Source organism: Metabacillus schmidteae, assembly GCF_903166545.1.
In the GTDB taxonomy this organism is placed as follows: domain Bacteria; phylum Bacillota; class Bacilli; order Bacillales; family Bacillaceae; genus Metabacillus; species Metabacillus schmidteae.
On the sequence record NZ_CAESCH010000002.1, the window covers coordinates 837731 to 856637 of the forward strand.

General features: G+C 34.8%; 21 protein-coding genes. 13 read left to right on the forward strand and 8 right to left on the reverse strand.

The genetic code is table 11. From position 1 onward, the window contains the following. The first annotated feature begins 66 nt into the window (after positions 1-66). The 5 genes from HWV59_RS24825 to HWV59_RS24845 all read left to right on the forward strand — a co-directional run bounded on the left by HWV59_RS24825 (position 67) and on the right by HWV59_RS24845 (position 2976). Positions 67-486, forward strand: a complete 420-nt coding sequence (locus HWV59_RS24825; protein ID WP_102228729.1) for a BlaI/MecI/CopY family transcriptional regulator — start codon at positions 67-69, stop codon at positions 484-486. Then, positions 483-1337 carry a M56 family metallopeptidase gene (locus HWV59_RS24830; protein WP_102228730.1) on the forward strand — a complete coding sequence of 285 codons (855 nt, stop codon included), beginning with the start codon at positions 483-485 and terminating at the stop codon, positions 1335-1337. The genes HWV59_RS24825 and HWV59_RS24830 overlap by 4 nt, the downstream gene beginning before the upstream one ends. Before the next feature lie 136 nt (positions 1338-1473). Next, entirely contained in the window at positions 1474-1875 is a 402-nt protein-coding gene (locus tag HWV59_RS24835; protein WP_102228731.1) for a DoxX family protein, read from the forward strand. 6 nt (positions 1876-1881) lie between these two features. Continuing rightward, entirely contained in the window at positions 1882-2565 is a 684-nt protein-coding gene (locus tag HWV59_RS24840) for a DsbA family protein (protein WP_175640635.1), read from the forward strand. A 6-nt stretch (positions 2566-2571) separates the two neighbouring features. Beyond that, a complete protein-coding gene (locus HWV59_RS24845; protein ID WP_175640636.1) occupies positions 2572-2976 on the forward strand; it encodes a disulfide oxidoreductase in 405 nt (134 codons plus the stop codon). 104 nt (positions 2977-3080) lie between these two features. Here the strand turns inward: HWV59_RS24845 and HWV59_RS24850 are convergent, their stop codons facing one another. Continuing rightward, entirely contained in the window at positions 3081-3173 is a 93-nt protein-coding gene (locus HWV59_RS24850) for a YjcZ family sporulation protein (protein ID WP_102228734.1), read from the reverse strand. Between the two features lie 402 nt (positions 3174-3575). On the opposite strand from HWV59_RS24850, the gene HWV59_RS24855 reads away from it, so the two are divergent. Beyond that, on the forward strand, positions 3576-4106 hold the full coding sequence (locus tag HWV59_RS24855; RefSeq protein ID WP_175640637.1) for a hypothetical protein: 531 nt from the start codon (positions 3576-3578) through the stop codon (positions 4104-4106). 50 nt (positions 4107-4156) lie between these two features. On the opposite strand, the gene HWV59_RS24860 is transcribed toward HWV59_RS24855, so the two are convergent. The 4 genes from HWV59_RS24860 to HWV59_RS24875 form a co-directional block, all read right to left on the reverse strand. Beyond that, positions 4157-4342, reverse strand: coding sequence for a hypothetical protein (locus HWV59_RS24860; protein ID WP_102228736.1), 186 nt, complete (start codon positions 4340-4342; stop codon positions 4157-4159). Positions 4343-4637: 295 nt separating this feature from the next. Beyond that, positions 4638-5399, reverse strand: coding sequence for a 3D domain-containing protein (locus tag HWV59_RS24865; protein WP_175640638.1), 762 nt, complete (start codon positions 5397-5399; stop codon positions 4638-4640). Positions 5400-5660: 261 nt separating this feature from the next. Further along, complete coding sequence (locus HWV59_RS24870; protein ID WP_175640639.1) at positions 5661-6725, reverse strand: PQQ-dependent sugar dehydrogenase; 1065 nt, start codon at positions 6723-6725, stop codon at positions 5661-5663. 101 nt (positions 6726-6826) lie between these two features. Continuing rightward, on the reverse strand, positions 6827-7153 hold the full coding sequence (locus HWV59_RS24875; protein ID WP_102228740.1) for a hypothetical protein: 327 nt from the start codon (positions 7151-7153) through the stop codon (positions 6827-6829). 320 nt (positions 7154-7473) lie between these two features. Here HWV59_RS24875 and trhO point away from each other — a divergent pair, with 320 nt between their 5' ends. Both trhO and htpG read left to right on the forward strand, forming a co-directional pair. Continuing rightward, complete coding sequence (trhO, locus tag HWV59_RS24880; protein WP_102228741.1) at positions 7474-8421, forward strand: oxygen-dependent tRNA uridine(34) hydroxylase TrhO; 948 nt, start codon at positions 7474-7476, stop codon at positions 8419-8421. 210 nt (positions 8422-8631) lie between these two features. After that, on the forward strand, positions 8632-10512 hold the full coding sequence (gene htpG, locus HWV59_RS24885) for a molecular chaperone HtpG (RefSeq protein ID WP_175640640.1): 1881 nt from the start codon (positions 8632-8634) through the stop codon (positions 10510-10512). Between the two features lie 46 nt (positions 10513-10558). Here the strand turns inward: htpG and HWV59_RS24890 are convergent, their stop codons facing one another. Beyond that, the gene (locus HWV59_RS24890) at positions 10559-11974 is read right to left on the reverse strand and encodes an aminotransferase-like domain-containing protein (RefSeq protein WP_175640641.1); all 1416 of its coding nucleotides are present in this window, start codon (positions 11972-11974) and stop codon (positions 10559-10561) included. A 106-nt stretch (positions 11975-12080) separates the two neighbouring features. Between HWV59_RS24890 and HWV59_RS24895 the strand changes: the two genes are divergently transcribed. After that, a complete protein-coding gene (locus tag HWV59_RS24895) occupies positions 12081-13001 on the forward strand; it encodes a DMT family transporter (protein WP_175640642.1) in 921 nt (306 codons plus the stop codon). Positions 13002-13056: 55 nt separating this feature from the next. Here HWV59_RS24895 and HWV59_RS24900 read toward each other — a convergent pair whose 3' ends face one another. After that, the gene (locus tag HWV59_RS24900) at positions 13057-13632 is read right to left on the reverse strand and encodes a cysteine hydrolase family protein (RefSeq protein ID WP_102228745.1); all 576 of its coding nucleotides are present in this window, start codon (positions 13630-13632) and stop codon (positions 13057-13059) included. 112 nt (positions 13633-13744) lie between these two features. On the opposite strand from HWV59_RS24900, the gene HWV59_RS24905 reads away from it, so the two are divergent. Next, a complete protein-coding gene (locus HWV59_RS24905) occupies positions 13745-13912 on the forward strand; it encodes a hypothetical protein (protein ID WP_235991894.1) in 168 nt (55 codons plus the stop codon). A 151-nt stretch (positions 13913-14063) separates the two neighbouring features. Then, positions 14064-14672: a hypothetical protein gene (locus HWV59_RS24910; RefSeq protein WP_175640643.1), complete on the forward strand. Its 609-nt coding sequence runs from the start codon at positions 14064-14066 to the stop codon at positions 14670-14672. Between the two features lie 48 nt (positions 14673-14720). Here HWV59_RS24910 and HWV59_RS24915 read toward each other — a convergent pair whose 3' ends face one another. Next, a complete protein-coding gene (locus HWV59_RS24915) occupies positions 14721-15467 on the reverse strand; it encodes a YqcI/YcgG family protein (protein ID WP_175640644.1) in 747 nt (248 codons plus the stop codon). 154 nt (positions 15468-15621) lie between these two features. Here HWV59_RS24915 and HWV59_RS24920 point away from each other — a divergent pair, with 154 nt between their 5' ends. After that, the gene (locus HWV59_RS24920) at positions 15622-16641 is read left to right on the forward strand and encodes an STAS domain-containing protein (protein ID WP_175640645.1); all 1020 of its coding nucleotides are present in this window, start codon (positions 15622-15624) and stop codon (positions 16639-16641) included. Positions 16642-16772: 131 nt separating this feature from the next. Then, entirely contained in the window at positions 16773-18833 is a 2061-nt protein-coding gene (locus HWV59_RS24925; RefSeq protein ID WP_175640646.1) for a bifunctional diguanylate cyclase/phosphodiesterase, read from the forward strand. Positions 18834-18907 lie beyond the last annotated feature (74 nt).

The following is an 18907-nucleotide window of genomic DNA, read 5'->3' on the forward strand; positions in this document are numbered from 1 at the left end:
TAATTTCAAGTTTCTTGCCTATTCAATATATTTACACTACAATATGTAATGGAAGGTGAGATCAATATGAATATTAATAATTTCCGATTCGATCAAGTGGGATTAAATCGTTTTTTTGGACCTTTAGAAGCTAAAATTATGGATATTCTTTGGGAAGGCTCTGAGAAAAGCATAAAGCAAGTGCAACAGCAGCTTGAGAAAGAGAAATCAATTAATTTTAATACCGTCATGACGGTAATGAACCGTCTTGTGGAAAAGGGAATTCTTCAAAAAAGAATAGAAGGACGAACCTCCCTTTTTATCCCGGTTAAAACAAAAGCGGAATTTATTGAAGAGCAATCAAAAAAGTTAACAGATAATTTATTAGATGAGTTCGGTGGTTTAGTTGTAAATCATATGCTGGACTCCCTAACAGAAGTAGATCAACAATTGCTAACTCGACTAGAAGAAAAAATTGATCAACTAAAGAAAGGGAAGAAACAATGAAATGGAGATATAAATCATTAATTGTTTTTGGATTAGGCCTGTTCTTAGCGATCGTTCTTTTTACACAGATGGGGTTGTACCTATATCATCATATCTTGGGAACATTCATTCATTTCAATGTATTTCAACTTTGTATTAGTTTATTTAGTGGCAATACTTTGCTTTATCATATCGTATTATTTTTAGTCAACTCGTTTGTAGCTTGGACATTCATTATGGTCTGTATAAAAATCATGAGGCAGATTTTGTTTTTTTCAAAATTAAAAATAAGATTAAAACGGAAATTAAATCGTACTGAAACGAAAAAAATTAATAGACTATTTAATCGTAGTAAAGAGGATATTTATGTTATTCAACATGGAGAGCCTATTGCTTATACAGTAGGATTTTTGGAGCCTATCATTGTCATTTCTACAAATCTTATCGAACTATTGGACAAGACTGAGCTCGAGGCTGTCATTCATCATGAATCAGCACATCAAAAATATAATGATCCTCTCAAAGTCTTTATTTTACAATTGATTTCTGAAGTTATGTGGTATATTCCATTAACAAAATGGTGTTATGAAAATTATAAAATAATGGTGGAACTTGTTGCTGATGAATATGCGGTTAACCGCATGGGTTCACAGGTAGGACTTGGTAGTGCTTTACTTAAACTACTCAAAACTTGTATTCATAATCGAAGCTCTGCTCCAGTTTTAGTCCCATTTTCAGATGGAACTGTAAATTTTCGTATAAAACAATTACTAGAACCTGAGTTTTCTATACCTGTTAAATGTCCGCTCATATCTATTATTGTTTCCATCAATATGATTGTATTTTTAATGTTGTTAATGATTATGCTTTAGTATTTTATTTTTAAGCTTGACCGAAAAGTCCACCTACACTACAATGAGTAGTGTAGGTGGACAGTAGATTTGTATATTGAATTTTTTTACACCGTTACACTACGGTGTGTAGTGTTAAAATGAGAGGAGATTAACAATGAAATTGGAAGTAGGAACATTAATTCTTCGAGTTTACCTGGGCTTTGCTTTTTTTATACATGGACTTGCAAAGTTTCAAGGTGGTGTTGAAAATACAGCCGGTTGGTTTGATAGCATGGGAATACCAGGATTTGCGGCTTACATAGTTGCTATTGTTGAATTAGCTGGAGGATTACTTTTAATTGTTGGTTTGGGTACACGGTACATTTCAGGACTGTTTTTTATCATCATGATTGTTGCAACGTTAATGGTGAAACTATCATCAGGGTTTATGGGAAATGGTCAAGGAACAGGGTTTGAGTTAGATTTGGCTTATGCTGCTATGTCCTTATTTTTTGTTTTATATCCGGCATCAAACTTATCATTGGATTCAAAGGTAGGGAAAAAGAGAAGAGAGTAAGGTGTAATGATGGCTTCTAAAAAGAAAAAAGAAAGTAAACCTCAAAAATTAATTGTTTGGATAGTTAGTACTTTTGTTATTTGCATGGCTGCCTTGATTTTTATATCAAGCTCTTCAAGCACGACTGTGGAGGCATTACAAGTTGAAAATCAACCGTATTTAGGTAAAGATGATGCTCCAGTTCAAATCGTAGAATTTGGAGACTATAAATGCCCTATTTGCAAAAAATTTCATGAACAATTTGTTCCACAAATACAGAAGGATTTTGTAGAAACTGGTGTTGCAAAATTTTACTTTGTAAATTATTCATTTATAAATGTGGATTCTATTCGGTCTGCTAAGTTTGCAGAAGCCGTTTACAAGGAGCTAGGAAATGATGTGTTTTGGAAATTTCATCATTTACTATTTGAGGGTCAGCCGGAAGATAGTAAATATGAAAGGATGGATGTTTATACAGAGGAGTTTCTAGAGAATACATTAAAAGAAATCGTGACTGAAGAAGAAGCTAATAAAGTTGTTGCTTCCTTTCAACAGGAAGAAGCTGAAACAGCCTGGGAAGAGGATATGAAGCAAGCAAACGATTTAAACATAACAGGTACTCCTACAATATATGTGAACGGACAAAAATTCGAAGGAAACAGTTATAATGATCTTAAAGGAATGGTTGAAGAAGCGATTGAAGGAGAATAGGCCGGAATGAATAAATCGTTATTCTTTTCATGGATTGTATCTCTTGTAGCTACTTTAGGAAGCCTGAGTTTCAGCGAGGTTTTTCATTTTGTCCCATGTACTTTATGCTGGTATCAACGAATTCTTATGTACCCGTTAACGATCATTTTAGGTGTCGCGTTTTACTATGGAGATCGAACTGTTTATAAATATGGGATACCGTTAGCGGTAATTGGTATGGTTATTTCACTGTATCATTACTCCCTTCAGAAATTGCCGTTTATGCAAAAACTTGAAATATGTACAAGTGGAATTCCTTGTTCGGGTGAGTATATTAACTTACTAGGTTTTATAACAATTCCCTTATTAGCTTTTATCAGTTTTACTTTAATAGCAATTAATCTTATCATGATGAGAAGAAATAATAGATAAAGGTCTTCGCTCTAGAGGTAGCGAAGACCTTTACTTTTTTGAGGAGGATCCCATGTCCCATAAGATTCCTAACTATTGAAGGTAATGAGGTGAGGGAATGATAATTAGTAGCCTACATAAGCTGCACCTACGATAATTAACAAGATGAACAATACGACAATTAAAGCAAAGCTGCTTCCATTGTTATAACCGCCCATTAGATCCCCTCCTTCCTTTATGTGTTAATGTATTCTATGAAGGGTGAAATCTGTTTGAAAGGGACAGACATGGAGTTATGAGAAAAGTGTGGTTTTGTACTAAATTATCTTTGTTCATTTTTTGAGGATAATATATAATCTTTATTTTGGGCAACTGGTTGATTAAATTTTTGTATACTCAAAACCTAGTAGAACTTGATAAATAACGACTGATGTATAGGGATGCTATGAAGGTCATGAGAGTGCTTTAGTTATAAGTTAAGAATGATGTTTTCTTGAAATAACAGTTGATATTCTCCTAGGTAAATCCTATAATACAAAAGGTGGAAGATCATTCAATTAATTGGGAATTTAAGGGTGATCACCATTTTACATACTATTCCGAAAATTGGAGGAGTTTAAATGAAAAAATTATGGTTTTTATTTTCTGCCCTTGTTTTTGCAATTGGATTAACTGCTTGTGCAGGAGATACTGAAGAAACAACTGAATCACAAAATACAGGAAGTGAAGATGCGAAAACTGAAGAGGGTGCAGATAAAGAACAAAATGCTAAAAGTGCAATGATGCGATTCTACATGGCAACTTCAAAGGCAATAAATGAACATGATGGAGATTTAAATGCATACGAATCTGCAGAGGAAGAGCCAACAGCAGAAATGAAAACATCAGCAGAAGCATCTGCTAAAGCAGTAGTTGAAGAATTAAAAACGATTGAAATTCCTGAAGAATTAGCAGATCATAAAGCAGATCTTGAATCAGCTATTGAGGATTTAACAGCATCTTATCAAACGAAAGCAGAAGAGCTGGAAAAAGATGCCCCTTCTTTAGATGCTGCTAACGAAACATTCACACAAGCTGATGAGAAACTGGGTAAAGTATTTGAAGCTGTAGGATTAATTCCAACAAGTTTAAGTACAGAGGTTACTGATTAACAAATATGAAAGTAAAAACGACTTACCAAAATCGGTAGGTCGTTTTTTAGTTAAGATCGCTGAATGCCGTTTGTGGAGAAGTTTTTAATGAGCTTTTGTAAATTTCTATGTCCTTCTCTTAGTTTTATTGTTTCTTCAATAATATGTTGGAAGCTCTCTATATCTTTATCAGATGCATTTAAAAGTGATTTTGGAACACCTTCTGCAAGTTGTTGTAAGGTCAAATCATCTCTCACGTACAATGTCCACCCTTCTTTTTATTTACTTTTCTTCTTATGTAAATTAATTTTAGAAATCTTTCAAATCTCCTTCAAAAACTTATCTACAATTCTCAACAGGATTTTTTATGTAATAAAAAAAAGAACGGTAATAGTGCAATACCTGACATGATTAGCTATGTTTTTACATCTAATTTCAGATTATCGTATTTTATATAGAAAGGAGCTGCCACAATTGAGACAGCCCTTTGAAACATGATATAGCTAATATGAGTTTTCATCCTCATACGATAACACAACCATTTTACGTTTTTTACTTATCAATTACTTTAATTTTTACTTTTTTTCTACCAAAGTTAACAGCATCTGATTTTGAAGGGATAAAGACATCTATTTTCTGACCTTTAATTGCTCCGCCAGTATCGCCTGCAACAGCAGTTCCATATCCTTCAACTTCAACAGTTGAGCCAAGTGGAATAACTGCGGGATCTACAGCAATTACTTTTTTATCAGGATTTGCATTTAAGTCGATGCCTGTAGCTGTTGTCCCTGAACAGCCTTCACAATTAGCTGTATAAGCGGTTGCCGTAACAGTCATTTCTTTTCCATCTTTTTCTGTTTCGGATGTTTTTGAGCTTTCTGATGTTTCTGTACTTTTAACTTTTTCAACCTTTTTTACTGTTGTAGCAGGTTTAGAAGCTTCTTTAGCTGCATCTTTTTCTGCTTCTGAATGCTTGATAATAAGTTCTTCCCCCGGCTTAATAATGTGGGAGTTAAGGTCATTCCAGTTTTCAAGCTCGTCTATATTTACTTCGTATTGTTCGGCAATATCCCATAGAGTATCACCTAATTTTACTTCGTGAGTTTCATTAAGTACTAATTGTTCATCCGGAAGGATTTTATCACTTGATAGGTTATTCCACTCTTTTATATGTTCAACTTCTACTTCATTTTGCTCGGCAATATCCCATAAAGTATCGCCTTCTTTTACTGTAATTTCCTCTGCAGCAGCTTGTACTGAAAATCCAACTGTCAAAGATGCAAATGTGATGAACGAAATCATTTTTCTTTTCATGGTGTTTACCTCCTTGTTAGCGGTTGTGCTAATCAATGAGTTCATCTTACCACGAAAAAGAAAGTTTAAAAGAACAAGCACTTAACAGTTTGTTTACGTTGTTACAGCTAGATGTTAGCAAGGTTACAAACTGTTCCAACAATATCCAATTCAGCTGGTCTTCGGTAGTTTTACAATAATAATTCCCTTAATTGGTTAATTTTCCCTGACCGAGTCCGCAGTAAAAACCCCACTTTAGAAAGAGGGGTTTTCCAGTTAATTCTAATACTCTCGTGCTGTTAAAGGAAGGCTTAGGAGTTTGTCATCATCTTGCTTAGGTGTTCCTCTGCCATCTCGGTTATTTGTGATTGTGTAAAGGCTATTTTCTTCGATTAACACATCACGCATTCTGCCGCTACCTTCGTGAAAATCCGAAACCTGTTTTGAAGAAATGTCAAAGCGACGGATTTTTTCGCCTCTAAGTGTGGCTATATAAAGACTTCCATTCCAATACTCGATACCTGATGGGGCCCAGGTTTGCTCTCCTGTATGAAAAATTGGCTTCACCATACCGGATTCTTCTTCATCCCCTTGAATAAGAGGCCATCCATAATTTTGTCCGGGCTTTATGGAGTTGATCTCATCATGGGCACTTTGACCATGCTCAGTACTATAAAGGTTGCCTTCCTCATCCCATGCAAGGCCCTGAGGATTTCTATGTCCATAAGAGTACAGGTAAGATGACTTGAGTGGGTTATCATCGGGAACTGTACCATCCAGGTTCATTCGTAATATCTTACCGGCCAAACTCTGCTTATCTTGTGCCAGGTCTGGATTACCTGCATCACCGGTTGTCGCATAAAGCATACTGTCCGGGCCAATCTTTATTCTGCCGCCATTATGAATTCGTCCCCCGGGGATATTCTCTACTAATGTACCTTCTTCACTCCATGTATCTCCCTCTTTTTTAAGAACGATGATACGATTTTTTATTTCATTTTCTTCCTTATAGGTGTGATAGGCATATGCTTTTTGGCTAGTTGAAAAATCTGCTGCTAATACAAAGCCCAATAATCCACCTTCTCCTTCATGATGGACATTCTTTGTAAGTGATAAAGATTGTTCTCTTGTTGTTTCTCCGGATATTTCTATTATTTTTCCTGCTCGTTGAGTAAGGTAAAAGGTTTGATTATCCTTTGCTATGTTCCAAGGAATGTCTAAATTTTTGGCAAGTGTTCCAACTGTACTTCCTGTTGTTTCAACATCTTCTATTTGTTCCGTTTGAGATCCGTACGTACATCCTGAAAGAAATAAAAGTAACACCGTGAAAAGGACAGCTTTTCTCAACACATGATCACTCCATTTGAATTATTGGTAAGTTAATCCAATCATACCAATTTTAAAATGTTGAATCAAAAAAGAGAAGGCTTATAACCCTCTCTAGTCAATTAAATAGTATCATTTTCTCCAGATTCACGAACCTTTTCAATTTTATCCACAAACATTTGAAATACTTTTCTTTTTTCATCTAATATTCTTATGTACTGTTTTAGTTCATCATATTTTTCCACAAATGGAACTTGATAGGTTGTTTTAATTGTTTCGATAATTTCATCATTAATAGTCGACTGAATGACTTGTTTCGTAATTCCGGATTTATAGGAATAAATTTGTAGCTCATTTTTTACTTTTTCATACTCCTCATCAAGTTCAATCTTTTGCTTGAGCATCTCTTCTTTCCATTCTGTTAACGCATCTTTCACATAGGTCTCCATCCTAGCCCTCCTCTGTCTGAAATAAGAAAAAGCATAATGACATATCTTTATACAATATTTCTTACATCTTTGTGTTTTATGGGGGTAAAGTGCCATTATTTGAGATGGAATGTTCATTTTTTAACTAAGCTTTATTGAAGATAGTGCGGTATTCACATCTACTTTTAACAAACCATCCAAATCAGACCATTTGCATTTATATCAATTTTTTGTTTTAATAAGATGTTACGTTTTATAGTTTTGGATAAATGTAACAGCAACAGCAAGTTACCATCTCTGTATGTATATCTTGCAAATATAATATAGAAGGTGAGAGTTAAATGGAAAATAAAGAATATCGAGTTTTATTATATTATCACTATGTTTCAATTGAAAATCCTGAGGAATTTGCTCAAGAGCATTTAGCGTATTGTAAAGAGCTTGGTGTATTAGGAAGAATTTTAATTGCTCATGAAGGAATCAATGGAACACTATCCGGCACTGTTGAACAAACAGAGCAATATATGGCACATATGAAAAAAGACCCTCGTTTTGCCGATATGGTTTATAAAATAGATGAAGAGGATGAACATGCGTTCAAAAAACTCAAAGTCCGTCATCGCCCTGAGCTTGTGACACTTCGTTTAGAGGATGATGTTAATCCATTGGAGTTAACAGGAAAGTATTATAGTCCAAAAGAATTCCAGGAAGCAATGCAGCAAGAAGATACAGTTATTATTGACGCTAGAAATGACTATGAATATGCTGTTGGTCATTTTAAAAATGCGATTTTACCTGATATTAATACATTTAAAGAATTACCAGAGTGGATTCGAGATAACCGCGAAAAATTTGAAGGAAAGAAAATCCTTACGTATTGTACAGGTGGTATTCGTTGTGAAAAGTTCTCCGGATGGTTACGTCAAGAAGGTTTTGAAGATGTTGCACAGCTTCACGGCGGAATTGTCACCTACGGAAAAGACCCGGAAGTACAAGGGAAAGACTGGGATGGACAATGTTATGTGTTCGATGAAAGACTCATCGTCCCTGTAAATAGAGTAGAGCCAACAGTTGTTGGAAAAGACTATTACACAGGTGAACCGTGTGAACGATTCGTTAACTGCGGGAATCCTGAATGTAACAAAAAAATTCTATGCTCAGAAGAAAATGAACACAAATATTTACGAGCATGCAGCCATGAATGCCGTGTCCATGAGCGTAACCGTTATGTAACAGAGCACGGATTAACAGAAGAAGAAGTGAAAGAAAGACTAGCAGTGTTAGTTTAATATATAGTGTTGAGAAAAATCCCTTTCTATAATTGAAAGGGATTTTTTAATTTTGATTTAACGACCTCAAAAATTGACCTATGCCCTTTTCATGTATTGACAGAAAAAGTATGATATGATATTAAAATGTATATGTTAGCACTCTTGTGTTTAGAGTGCTAATTATTGTGTTTGTTAAAAAGTGTACATAACATGAAAGGAGAGGTTAAATTGACAAAAAAACAATTCAAAGCAGAATCCAAACGTCTATTGGAAATGATGATTAACTCTATTTACTCTCAACGTGAGGTATTTCTAAGGGAGTTGATTTCAAATGCTAGTGATGCAATTGATAAAATTTATTACAAAGCTTTAACTGATGATTCACTAACGTTTGATAAAGATAGCTATTATATTAAAATTACAGCTAATAAAGAAAAACGCACATTAACAATTACTGATACTGGAATCGGTATGACAAAAGACGAGCTTGAAAACAATTTGGGTGTAATTGCAAAAAGCGGCTCTTTAGCATTTAAGAAGGAAAATGAATCAAAGGATGGTCACGATATTATTGGGCAATTCGGGGTTGGATTTTATGCTGCGTTTATGGTTGCAGATGTTGTAACTGTTATTAGTAAAGCACTTGGAAGTGATGAAGCATATAAATGGGAATCCGAAGGTGCAGAAGGGTACTCAATTGAACCATTCGAAAAAGATACCGTTGGTACAGAGATTATCCTAAAAATTAAAGAAAGCGCTGAAGAAGAAAGCTATGATGAATTTTTAGAAGAATATTCGTTAAAAACGATTATTAAAAAATACTCTGACTTTATTCGCTATCCAATTAAAATGGATGTATCCGGACAACGTCCAAAAGAGGGAACAGAAGGTGAATTAGAGGAGTATACAGAAGAGCAAGTTATTAACAGCATGGTGCCAATCTGGAGAAAAAATAAAAGTGAATTAACGGATGAAGACTATGAGTCATTCTATCATGAAAAGCACTACGGGTTCGACAAACCAATAAAACATATTCATATCAACGTTGATGGCACCGTCCGTTACAATGCGATTCTATATATTCCTGGTCAAACACCTTTTGACTATTATTCAAAAGAATTTGAAAAAGGACTTGAGCTTTATTCAAACGGTGTTTTGATCATGAATAAATGTGCAGAGCTTTTACCTGATTACTTCAGCTTTGTAAAAGGTATGGTTGACTCTGAAGATTTATCACTAAATATTTCAAGGGAAATTTTACAGCAGGACCGTCAATTAAAATTCATTGCGAAAAATATTAGCAAAAAAATAAAAAATGAATTAAAAAGCCTCATGAAAAATGACCGTGAAAAATATGAGGAGTTCTATAAATCCTTTGGAAGACAGCTGAAATTTGGAGTATACAATGATTTCGGAAGTAACAAAGAAGTTCTACAGGACTTAATCCTATTCTACTCTTCAAAAGAGAAAAAACTTGTTTCACTAGATGACTATGTATCAAGAATGCCTGAGGATCAAAAGTATATTTATTATGCTACTGGAGAATCTGTTGAAAGAATTGAAAAGCTTCCACAAACAGAGATGGTGTCTGAAAAAGGCTATGAAATTCTTTACTTTACTGAGGATATTGATGAATTCGCGATCAAAATGCTTATGACATATAGTGAAAAAGAATTCAAATCTGTTTCAAGCGGTGATTTGGGAATTGAATCAGAAGAAGATCAAAAGCAAACAGAAAATGAACAAACTGAAAATAAAGATCTCTTTGATTTAATGAAAGAAGTATTAGCAGGAAAAGTATCTGATGTAAAGCTCTCAAAACGTTTAAAATCTCATCCTGTATGCTTATCAACTGTTGGTGAAGTAACAATTGAGATGGAAAAAGTTTTAAGTGCGATGCCTGATAACCAAAATGTGAAGGCAGAAAAAGTGTTGGAAATTAACAGCAATCACGAAGTATTCCAATCATTGAAAAATGCTTTTGACCAAGATAAAGATAAGGTGAAATTATATACAAACCTTTTATATAATCAGGCTCTCTTAATTGAAGGCTTACCAATTCAGGATCCAGTAGAATTTACAAATGATATGTGTAAAGTAATGGTATGATAATATGGGACTGTTTCTATTTAAAAATTGAAACAGTCCCTTTATTTTAACCGGCATTTATTACGTCAAGTAATCTTCTAATTCCTTCCCTTATCTGGTTTTCACTTACATAAGAATAACTCAACCGAACGAAAGAAGTTGACTCCTCCAATGGATCACAAACCACACCGGGTACAAAGGAAATGCCAGTTTCAATTGCCTTTGAGTACAATTCCTGTGCTGAAACTCCATCAGGCAGTTCAATCCACAAATTTAATCCACCCTGTGGGCTTAGCCACTTCCAACTCGTTGCCGCTAACTCTTCTTCCATAATTTCCTTTCGAATCTGTAATGCGATTCTTAATTTTTCTAAATGCTGTTGCATTCGTAATGATGAAAAATAATGCAGAAAAATTTTCTGGTTCAGAAGTGGTGAACCGTTATCTATTAGTGATTTTGAAGCTAATAAAGATTTCATTGTAGCTTGTGATTGGCAAATAATTGCTGCGACCCGCAACCCGGGTGATATATATTTACAAAAGCTCCGAACATATATAACAATACCAGCTGTATCATAAGTATAAATGGGTGGTGGAGGGGGTTGATGAAAATATATATCATAATACGCATCATCCTCAACTAGCAGGCATTTATATTTCTCTGCTAGATCCACCAGTTTTTTACGTTGCTCAGGAGGAATTGTCATTCCGGTGGGGTTATGAAAAGTAGGATTCAGGTAAAAGAGGCGAGGCTTGAATAACTTCATCTGCTTTTCAACCTCCTCTAAATTATATCCATTTTGGCCAATGTCAATTGTAACAATATTTGCCCCTCGAGCTCTAAATACATCAATCGCTGCACTGTAGCTTGGTCTCTCAAATAATACGGTGTCTCTTGGCTTTATAAAAGCTTGAGAGATTAAATGAATGGCTTGCTGAGAACCAGATGTAATCAATAAATCATCCTTATGAAGCGGAGTTTTATACTGATTACCAAAATATTGAGTCAATGACTCCCGAAGTTCCTCATCACCTTGTACAGTTGAATATGTTGCAAGTACTTTAGGGTGTAAATCAAATACTTTTTTCACATAATCTGAAAGAAATTGATTTGGTAATAAATTAGGATCAATGAGTGCCTGAGAAAAATTATATGAAACAGTATGTTGATGAATATCAGATAAGTGATTTTTTTGGTTATAAGCTGTAACAATTGGGAGATCGTTATTATTAGTGTCTATAGGTCGTTCTGACATAACGAAATAGCCTGATTTATCCTTCACATAAACTTTGTTATGTTGTTTCAATAGCTGATATGCTCTTAAGACAGTTAGGCGGTGAACATTCAGTTGATCTGCTAAGCTTCTAACAGAAGGGAGTTTATCATCCTTTTTCCATTCATTACGTTCAATGTTGTTTAGGACATATTCATATACTTGTTGGAATAAATACTCCTTTTTATCGTTTGCTTTTTTCACTTTCATTCCCCCCTCATATTAAGATTTTACCATGTTATTTTTCTATCTGTTCTATTTAAAACAAACTGTTCTATTCCAATTCTATTAAGATAAAGCAGAGGAGGAGAATGAGATGATCGTCATTAATTATTTTTTTATGTGTTTTATATTTGGTACCACTTTTTTAGCCATTAAAATTGGAGTGGATTCAGGATTAACACCGTTTTTTTCGGGAGGAGTCCGGTTTTTTCTGGCTGGTTTTCTTATTTTTAGTTTTATGTTGCTGAGAGAGAAGAAATTATTTCACTTATTATTTCGAAAGGAACTTTTTTTCTCAGGTGTGGGTTTGACATTTGGGACGTTTTCTACATTGTATTGGGCTGAGCAATATGTAACCTCAGGAATCGCAGCGGTATTATCAGCTACAGGGCCGATGATGATTATTCTTATTCAAGGTTTTCTGTTAAGAGAAAAAGCAAGAATTAACTCTTTGCTGGGGTGTGTTCTTGGGACAATAGGGGTAGTATTGCTTGTGCAACAGAGCGTCTCAATGGACATTAGCTCTTTATGGTTAGTAGGCTGTGTTGTCATATTAATTGGAGAGGTTTTTTATGCTGCGGGAACCATTTACACAAGAAAAGTGACCAAGATATTTGAGGAAACTTCTCCAATTGCCCTAAATGCTGTACAAATGATGTATGGCGGGATTCTTTTACTTGTATTAGCAAGTTTCACAGAGGATATTCAAATTAGCGCACTATATCAGCCCGCATCATCAGGATCGCTAATCTATTTAATTGTTGCAGGATCAATGATAGGACATAGCTTATACTATTGGCTCATTTCAAAAACAAACCCTGTATTTCCATCAACATGGCTTTATATATCACCGCTCATTGCAATGGCTTTAGGGGTGTTATTTTATGGAGAACATTTTTCAATCGTTACTGGTTTGGGAGCTATTACCATTGTATTTGGTATTATCTTGATCAATTTTCCTACATTACGCAACATTTTTTCATCGAGAAAATCATTGATAAGAAATAATATGTAGAATGGAAAATAGTCCGCCACTCGTTAAGAGACTCGGACTATTTTTTTACCAAAATTTAAGTCAGTTGCTCAATCACTTCACTAGTGGTTAAAATCGTTGCAAATTCTTTATGTAATGCAGCCAGCTCAAATTGATGAATATCTTCAGGAGTATGGCGTTTCCCTGTGTGGTCTGTTATTTCGAAAGCTGCAGTGGCATCTGAAACAAGGAATGTATGGAATCCCAGGTTGCTGCTCATTCTTGTTGTCGTTGAGACACAATGCTGTGTGGACAATCCTGTAATAACGACCGATTTAATTTGGTTGCTTTTTAAATAGCTTTCCAGTTGTGTTCCTATAAAGGCACTGTTTACATTTTTTTGCATAATTACTTCACCAGGCAAGGGGCTTACAATGTCCATAAATTCTGTTTCATTGGCGTTTTTATAATAAAGTGGAGATTGTGGTTCGAGTGACAAATGTTGTGAATAAATAATTGTCCAGTTACGTCTTCTCCATTCAGTAAGTAATGTTTGGATGTTGTTTTCTGCTTGTAAGTTATTTCGCTTTCCCCAATATGGATCATCAAACCCTTTCTGAACATCTAAGACGAATAATGCTGGCTGTGTAAAAAGCTGGCTCAGTTTCCTCATTCCTTTCGAAAAATCTCATATAGACGTAGTGTTAGTTATAAAAGACATACATATCCCTTGAAAATAAAAACGTGTTGCCAAGTGAAAGCTCATTATTCTAAATCAACAAGCAATGGGTGCTTTTGCTGTTGCTGAACAGCTGGGTCTTTCTTTAGGTCAAAAGGAAATTGTGATGATTGCTTTTAAAGTTGTTCATGAGAAAACAATGCACCAATTATTGTTACAGGAATACATGTTAGAAATGGCACCAATTTCAATTCTTTACAAAGAAAACGTTTAAGTGATTGAAGGTATCTACAGAACTGGGGCAAGCTCAAGTATCTGCAGGTCCTTCAATTATTTTTTAAGTGAACAAAAAGGACAAGTGAACTTGAAAGAATTCGGTATATAAACCTTTAGATTCGCATTTACCTAGTAAGGGGGTGTATAAATTGAAATCATTTATAAGACAGGTTTTCCGTGTCTTTTTTTCTCAGGATTTGAGTGGTATAGAGCCACTTTATCAATATTCTTATACAATGAAGTTAATGATTGGGGCTATTATGGCTTCCTTAGCAGCTATTTTACAATCAGCAGGCTTGTTTGTCGGTTTTGGTTATGTCCTAAGTATGTTGGCAACTTTGCCGATTATTCTAACGACATTGATCTCGATAAGAATTGGAATGATGGCATTTATCTCTACTATATTATTAGTAAGTATTATTCAGCCTAGTGAAATCATTATTTTTACATTTACAACAGGTTTATTAGGACTTTGCATTGGAATTGGGTTACGAAGATTTAAACATGTACTTTATGTTATGGTATTCGCAGCATTATCCCTAACAATGGGAATCATTAGTGTGATGACTATCTTTCATTTTCCTATTTTAGGACCATCTGTTTCTACAGCATTAGATAGTAAGATTGTGGGAGCAGTATTTGTTTTTGCTCTATTATATAGTTGGATTTGGATTAAAGTAAGTATTGGTTTTTCAGGAATATTACTAAAAGCTGTTCCCCACCCGCAAAAGGCATCTACCTATCAAAAGAATCAATAAAGTTTTCCTTAGGGTGAGGAAGATATGTGTGTTTGAAAGTTTAGTCAGTTATTCTTTCTTAAATACACCTATAAATTTATGGAAAGGGCACTTTGATATGGTTGTGTCATCATCATGCAAGTAATATTGCTTCCATTCAAAATTATCTGAATTTCCGTACGTATTAAGTTCAGGGTGAACTGAAACAGAGTCATATTTGCTTAATCGTTTTCTGATATTTTCTTTAATTTTCTTTGAGAAAGATGGAGAAGAATTGAATAATTCAAGCACCCATCTAGGAGTTATTGCAAGCATAAAATATGGAAATGACCTACTTAATCGATTTTTATGAGCCGGAGTGGCACAATACATAAAATATTGTTCTCCATGGAAGCAAAACTCCCAAGCAGGTTGAGTTGGATCAGGGGGAATGTGATGTGGCCATTCAACCAAGTCTAACTCAGTTAACTTATTAAGCTGCTTCCAAAATAGCTGTTCGAACTCTTCAACATTATAGGTAGTTGATAAGTCGGGTGGAGTCTCGAAAAAGACAATGAGTGATGTGTATTTTCCAAGCTCTTTGGAATGCAATGTATAAGATGAAAGCAATTCTGCCAGCTCTTGGGAAGAAGAGTCTTCTCTAGGGTCCCCTACAAATCCGTATTGCAAATGATTTAAGGAAAATCCCTGTGTAGCAGGAATGCATGGAAACGGCTTGTCTTTATCCATCATTTTAGCTTCGAACTTATCTAGTGCATCTCTTTTCCAAGAAGGCAATGTATCTTTGATTAGTGAGTCCCTTTTCAGGAGTTCCATTTTAAAACCTCCTATCACAGTACACAATATTCATATGAATTGGGATAGGTGATTGTCTTAATGTATTTGTTTGGATATCCCTTCTATTGGAATTTCCATAGGAAGCATATTATAATTAAGATTGCTAAATGAGAAGTGAAAAGGTGGTTTAAACGTGGCTGGTGACAGACAAGCGATAATAGAAGGATTCGAATTTAACTGGGATATTGAAAAAGGTGTATTTCAATTTGAGGGGCAGGAGGCAGTTCTTTTTTGGATTTCAACTGCCATGAAATCCTTTTTTGATACAATTGAAGAAATTTCAGGTGAAGAAGCTTCAAACTTAGTGTTTGAAACAACTGGTTTTCGTCAAGGTGTAGTGGTTGGGGAATATTTCGAAAGAATGAAGGAATTAAGTGTTGAAGATGCTGCAACAGCCATCACTACTACATATGCATCCGCTGGATGGGGACAAATTAAAGTGAAAGACCTTAACTATCAGACTAAGACCTTGTCTGTTTATCTAAAAGATACCTGGGAGCATAAAATTAATCTTGCACAGATGAAAACGCAAGGAGGAAGCTTTCTTCCAGCTCATTTTGCAGGGATTTTTACAGGACTATTAGGTACGAATATATGGTATAAAACGATCCAACACCAACTGGATGGGAATGAATGTAGTATCATTGAATACTTTCCTTCAGACATCAATATATCTTCTAATATACATGAGCTTGCTAGAAAAAAAGAATCCGAACAAATTCAATATTTAGAGAGATTGGTGGAAGAAAAAACAGGAAAGCTTCAGGATTTAGTAAAGAAACTTTCTTCGCCAATTATTCCAGTACTGGAGGGAATCGTTGTTGTTCCCCTTATCGGATCATATGAGATGGACCGTGCAGAGGATCTGGTCTCAAATACATTAAACAATCTCCCTGCACACAAAGCGAATTATCTCATTCTTGATTTAACTGGTCTTGATCTGGAAATAAGTGATCATACAGCTAGTTTAATAGAAAGTATTGGTGCAGCTTCTTCATTAATAGGAACAAAAACAATTCTGGTTGGGATTACACCTGAGTTAAGCATTGCGATTTCCCGGTCTGCAATTAATTTTTCTCAATATGACTGTTTCCAATCGTTACAACATGGTATCCATTTTGCCTTAGGTCAAATGGGGAGAAAAATAATCTGAATTAGTAGTTTGAAAGAACGGAATTTCTCTTGAGAAACCCGTTCTTTTTTCTATATATATAAAACTAAAAGAATCCCAAATGCAACCGATATATATACTAGAAATTTATCTTAAAATAAGAGGTCATAAAAATGTTTATTCTACCAAATTCAGACACCATGATTATCCTAGAAGGAGAATATACAACTTGGATTGTTTTATTATCTGTTGTAATTGCCTGTTTGGCCTCTTACACAGCTCTTTCTATGAATGAAAGGATTCAGCAGAACAGTTTTTTTAGTCGTAATTTCTGGTTAGCATTAGCTTCCATTGCAATGGGGATGGGAATTTGGTCCATGCATTTTATTGGAATGAGTGCGTTTATGCTTCCTGTATCGATGGAATATGATATCATCCAAACAATTATTTCTATATTTCCTGCTGTTTTTGCATCATATTTAGCTTTTTATATTTCAAATAAAAAAAATAAAAATCAGTGGTCATATATAATTGCAGGAATTACGATGGGACTTGGAATAGCGTCCATGCACTATATCGGAATGTCAGCAATGAAAATGGAGGCAAAATTTGTTTATAAGCCATTGGTTTTTATCGCATCTGTCTTGATTGCGATTATCGTTTCGTATGTAGCACTTTATATTTTTTCAACGATGCGAAGGTTTACTAGAAACCTGGTGATTAAGATTATTACTTCTATTATTATGGGGCTTGCTGTTGCAAGTATGCATTATACGGGAATGTCAGCGGTTGTGTTTTATGGTGAGACAGAATTAATGGAACACACTCAACATGCTCATTCAATGAATATTCCTCTTCTTATTCTATTTGTTACAATAGGAATTAGTATTTTTCTTACCTTTTCAGGGTTATCTAGTATTCTTGATCGATATGTTGATTATCGCTTAAATTATTTCGATGCATTAACTCTACTCCCAAATAGAAGACAGTTTGAAAAAAAGCTGGAAATGCCATTTTCTCATGGAAGCTTAGCTATTATTCACTTACATAGCTTGGAAAAATGGAATAGTGGTTATGGCTATACATTTGGAGACAAAATGATTAAAGAGGTTGGACAAAAGATCATTCAACACAAACCAGAGCTGGCTGATGCTTATAGAATTGAAGGAAATCGCTTTGCTCTTCTGATTACAGGTCAGCATTATTATGAACAGTTTAAGGAGAGTTTAGAAAAAATAATGTTTGAACTTATGCAACCTATTGAAATAGCAAATCATACATTTGTGATTGATATGGTATGTGCGCTTTCAACTGGTGATCGTGAAAGAGAGAAAATGCAGCTTTTTTCAAACGCAACAGCAGTCCTTCAGCACTCATCCATTGAATATAAGCATGAAGTCATTGAATATGATCCAACTGTTCACATATATTCGTTTGAAAGAAGTATTATACAAGATATTGATAAAGCAATGGATGATCGCGAACTGTTTATCGTGTATCAGCCCAAAATCGGCTCGAACAAGGAAATCATTGGAGCGGAAGCCTTGTTACGTTGGCAACATCCTTCCTATGGGTTTATCTCACCAGGTGTTTTTATCCCCGCGTTAGAGGAAAATGGGAGAATTACGGATGTAACAGATTGGATCATTGAACAGGTTTGTCAGGAAATGGCTGTTTGGATTGAAAACCATTACCCGCTAAGAGGAGTATCTATTAATATTCCGGGTCAATATATCACTTCACCTCGCTTAATGGACGTATTAAAGAAATCTGTTTCTAAATATAAAATCGACAGTCATTTTCTGGAATTGGAGATAACCGAAACAAGTGTCATTAACAATATAGAAAATGCGATAAACTCAATAGGTGAATTTAGGAAGTACGGCTTTAAAGTAGCTCTTGATGATTTTGGGACAGGCCTATCATCTTTATCGTATTTAAAAAGGCTTCCCATCACAACAGTGAAAATTGATAAGTCATTTGTTGACGGAGTACCTGAATCGGAAAAAGATTCGGCTATTATTAAAGCGATCATTGTCCTTTGTCATTCATTGAATATGAATGTTATTATCGAAGGGGTTGAAACAGAAGCACAAGTAAATTTCTTGTCTCACATGCCTGAAAAACCAGGTATACAAGGATATTATTATTCCCCTCCGTTAAAGCGTGAGGATTTGGCAAAATGGATTCGGAATTTTAAAGAACAAAAAGAATATGTGTCACAAAATAAGTGAGAAGTTGAGGAAAATGTTTTAGGGTTAATCTAAAAATTTTCCTCTTTTTTAACTTAAAAACGACAAACTTGGGA

What these genes read in the sequence shown, in the direction of transcription:
- HWV59_RS24905 (WP_235991894.1), top strand. Translation starts at nt 13,745, where the DNA reads ATGGGTGCTTTTGCTGTTGCTGAACAGCTGGGTCTTTCTTTAGGTCAA.
- HWV59_RS24850 (WP_102228734.1), bottom strand. Translation starts at nt 3,173, where the DNA reads ATGGGCGGTTATAACAATGGAAGCAGCTTTGCTTTAATTGTCGTATTG.
- trhO (WP_102228741.1), top strand. Translation starts at nt 7,474, where the DNA reads ATGGAAAATAAAGAATATCGAGTTTTATTATATTATCACTATGTTTCA.
- HWV59_RS24825 (WP_102228729.1), top strand. Translation starts at nt 67, where the DNA reads ATGAATATTAATAATTTCCGATTCGATCAAGTGGGATTAAATCGTTTT.
- HWV59_RS24925 (WP_175640646.1), top strand. Translation starts at nt 16,773, where the DNA reads ATGTTTATTCTACCAAATTCAGACACCATGATTATCCTAGAAGGAGAA.
- HWV59_RS24840 (WP_175640635.1), top strand. Translation starts at nt 1,882, where the DNA reads ATGATGGCTTCTAAAAAGAAAAAAGAAAGTAAACCTCAAAAATTAATT.
- HWV59_RS24895 (WP_175640642.1), top strand. Translation starts at nt 12,081, where the DNA reads ATGATCGTCATTAATTATTTTTTTATGTGTTTTATATTTGGTACCACT.
- HWV59_RS24830 (WP_102228730.1), top strand. Translation starts at nt 483, where the DNA reads ATGAAATGGAGATATAAATCATTAATTGTTTTTGGATTAGGCCTGTTC.
- HWV59_RS24865 (WP_175640638.1), bottom strand. Translation starts at nt 5,399, where the DNA reads ATGAAAAGAAAAATGATTTCGTTCATCACATTTGCATCTTTGACAGTT.
- HWV59_RS24890 (WP_175640641.1), bottom strand. Translation starts at nt 11,974, where the DNA reads ATGAAAGTGAAAAAAGCAAACGATAAAAAGGAGTATTTATTCCAACAA.
- HWV59_RS24845 (WP_175640636.1), top strand. Translation starts at nt 2,572, where the DNA reads ATGAATAAATCGTTATTCTTTTCATGGATTGTATCTCTTGTAGCTACT.
- HWV59_RS24855 (WP_175640637.1), top strand. Translation starts at nt 3,576, where the DNA reads ATGAAAAAATTATGGTTTTTATTTTCTGCCCTTGTTTTTGCAATTGGA.
- HWV59_RS24915 (WP_175640644.1), bottom strand. Translation starts at nt 15,467, where the DNA reads ATGGAACTCCTGAAAAGGGACTCACTAATCAAAGATACATTGCCTTCT.
- HWV59_RS24875 (WP_102228740.1), bottom strand. Translation starts at nt 7,153, where the DNA reads ATGGAGACCTATGTGAAAGATGCGTTAACAGAATGGAAAGAAGAGATG.
- HWV59_RS24900 (WP_102228745.1), bottom strand. Translation starts at nt 13,632, where the DNA reads ATGAGGAAACTGAGCCAGCTTTTTACACAGCCAGCATTATTCGTCTTA.
- HWV59_RS24835 (WP_102228731.1), top strand. Translation starts at nt 1,474, where the DNA reads ATGAAATTGGAAGTAGGAACATTAATTCTTCGAGTTTACCTGGGCTTT.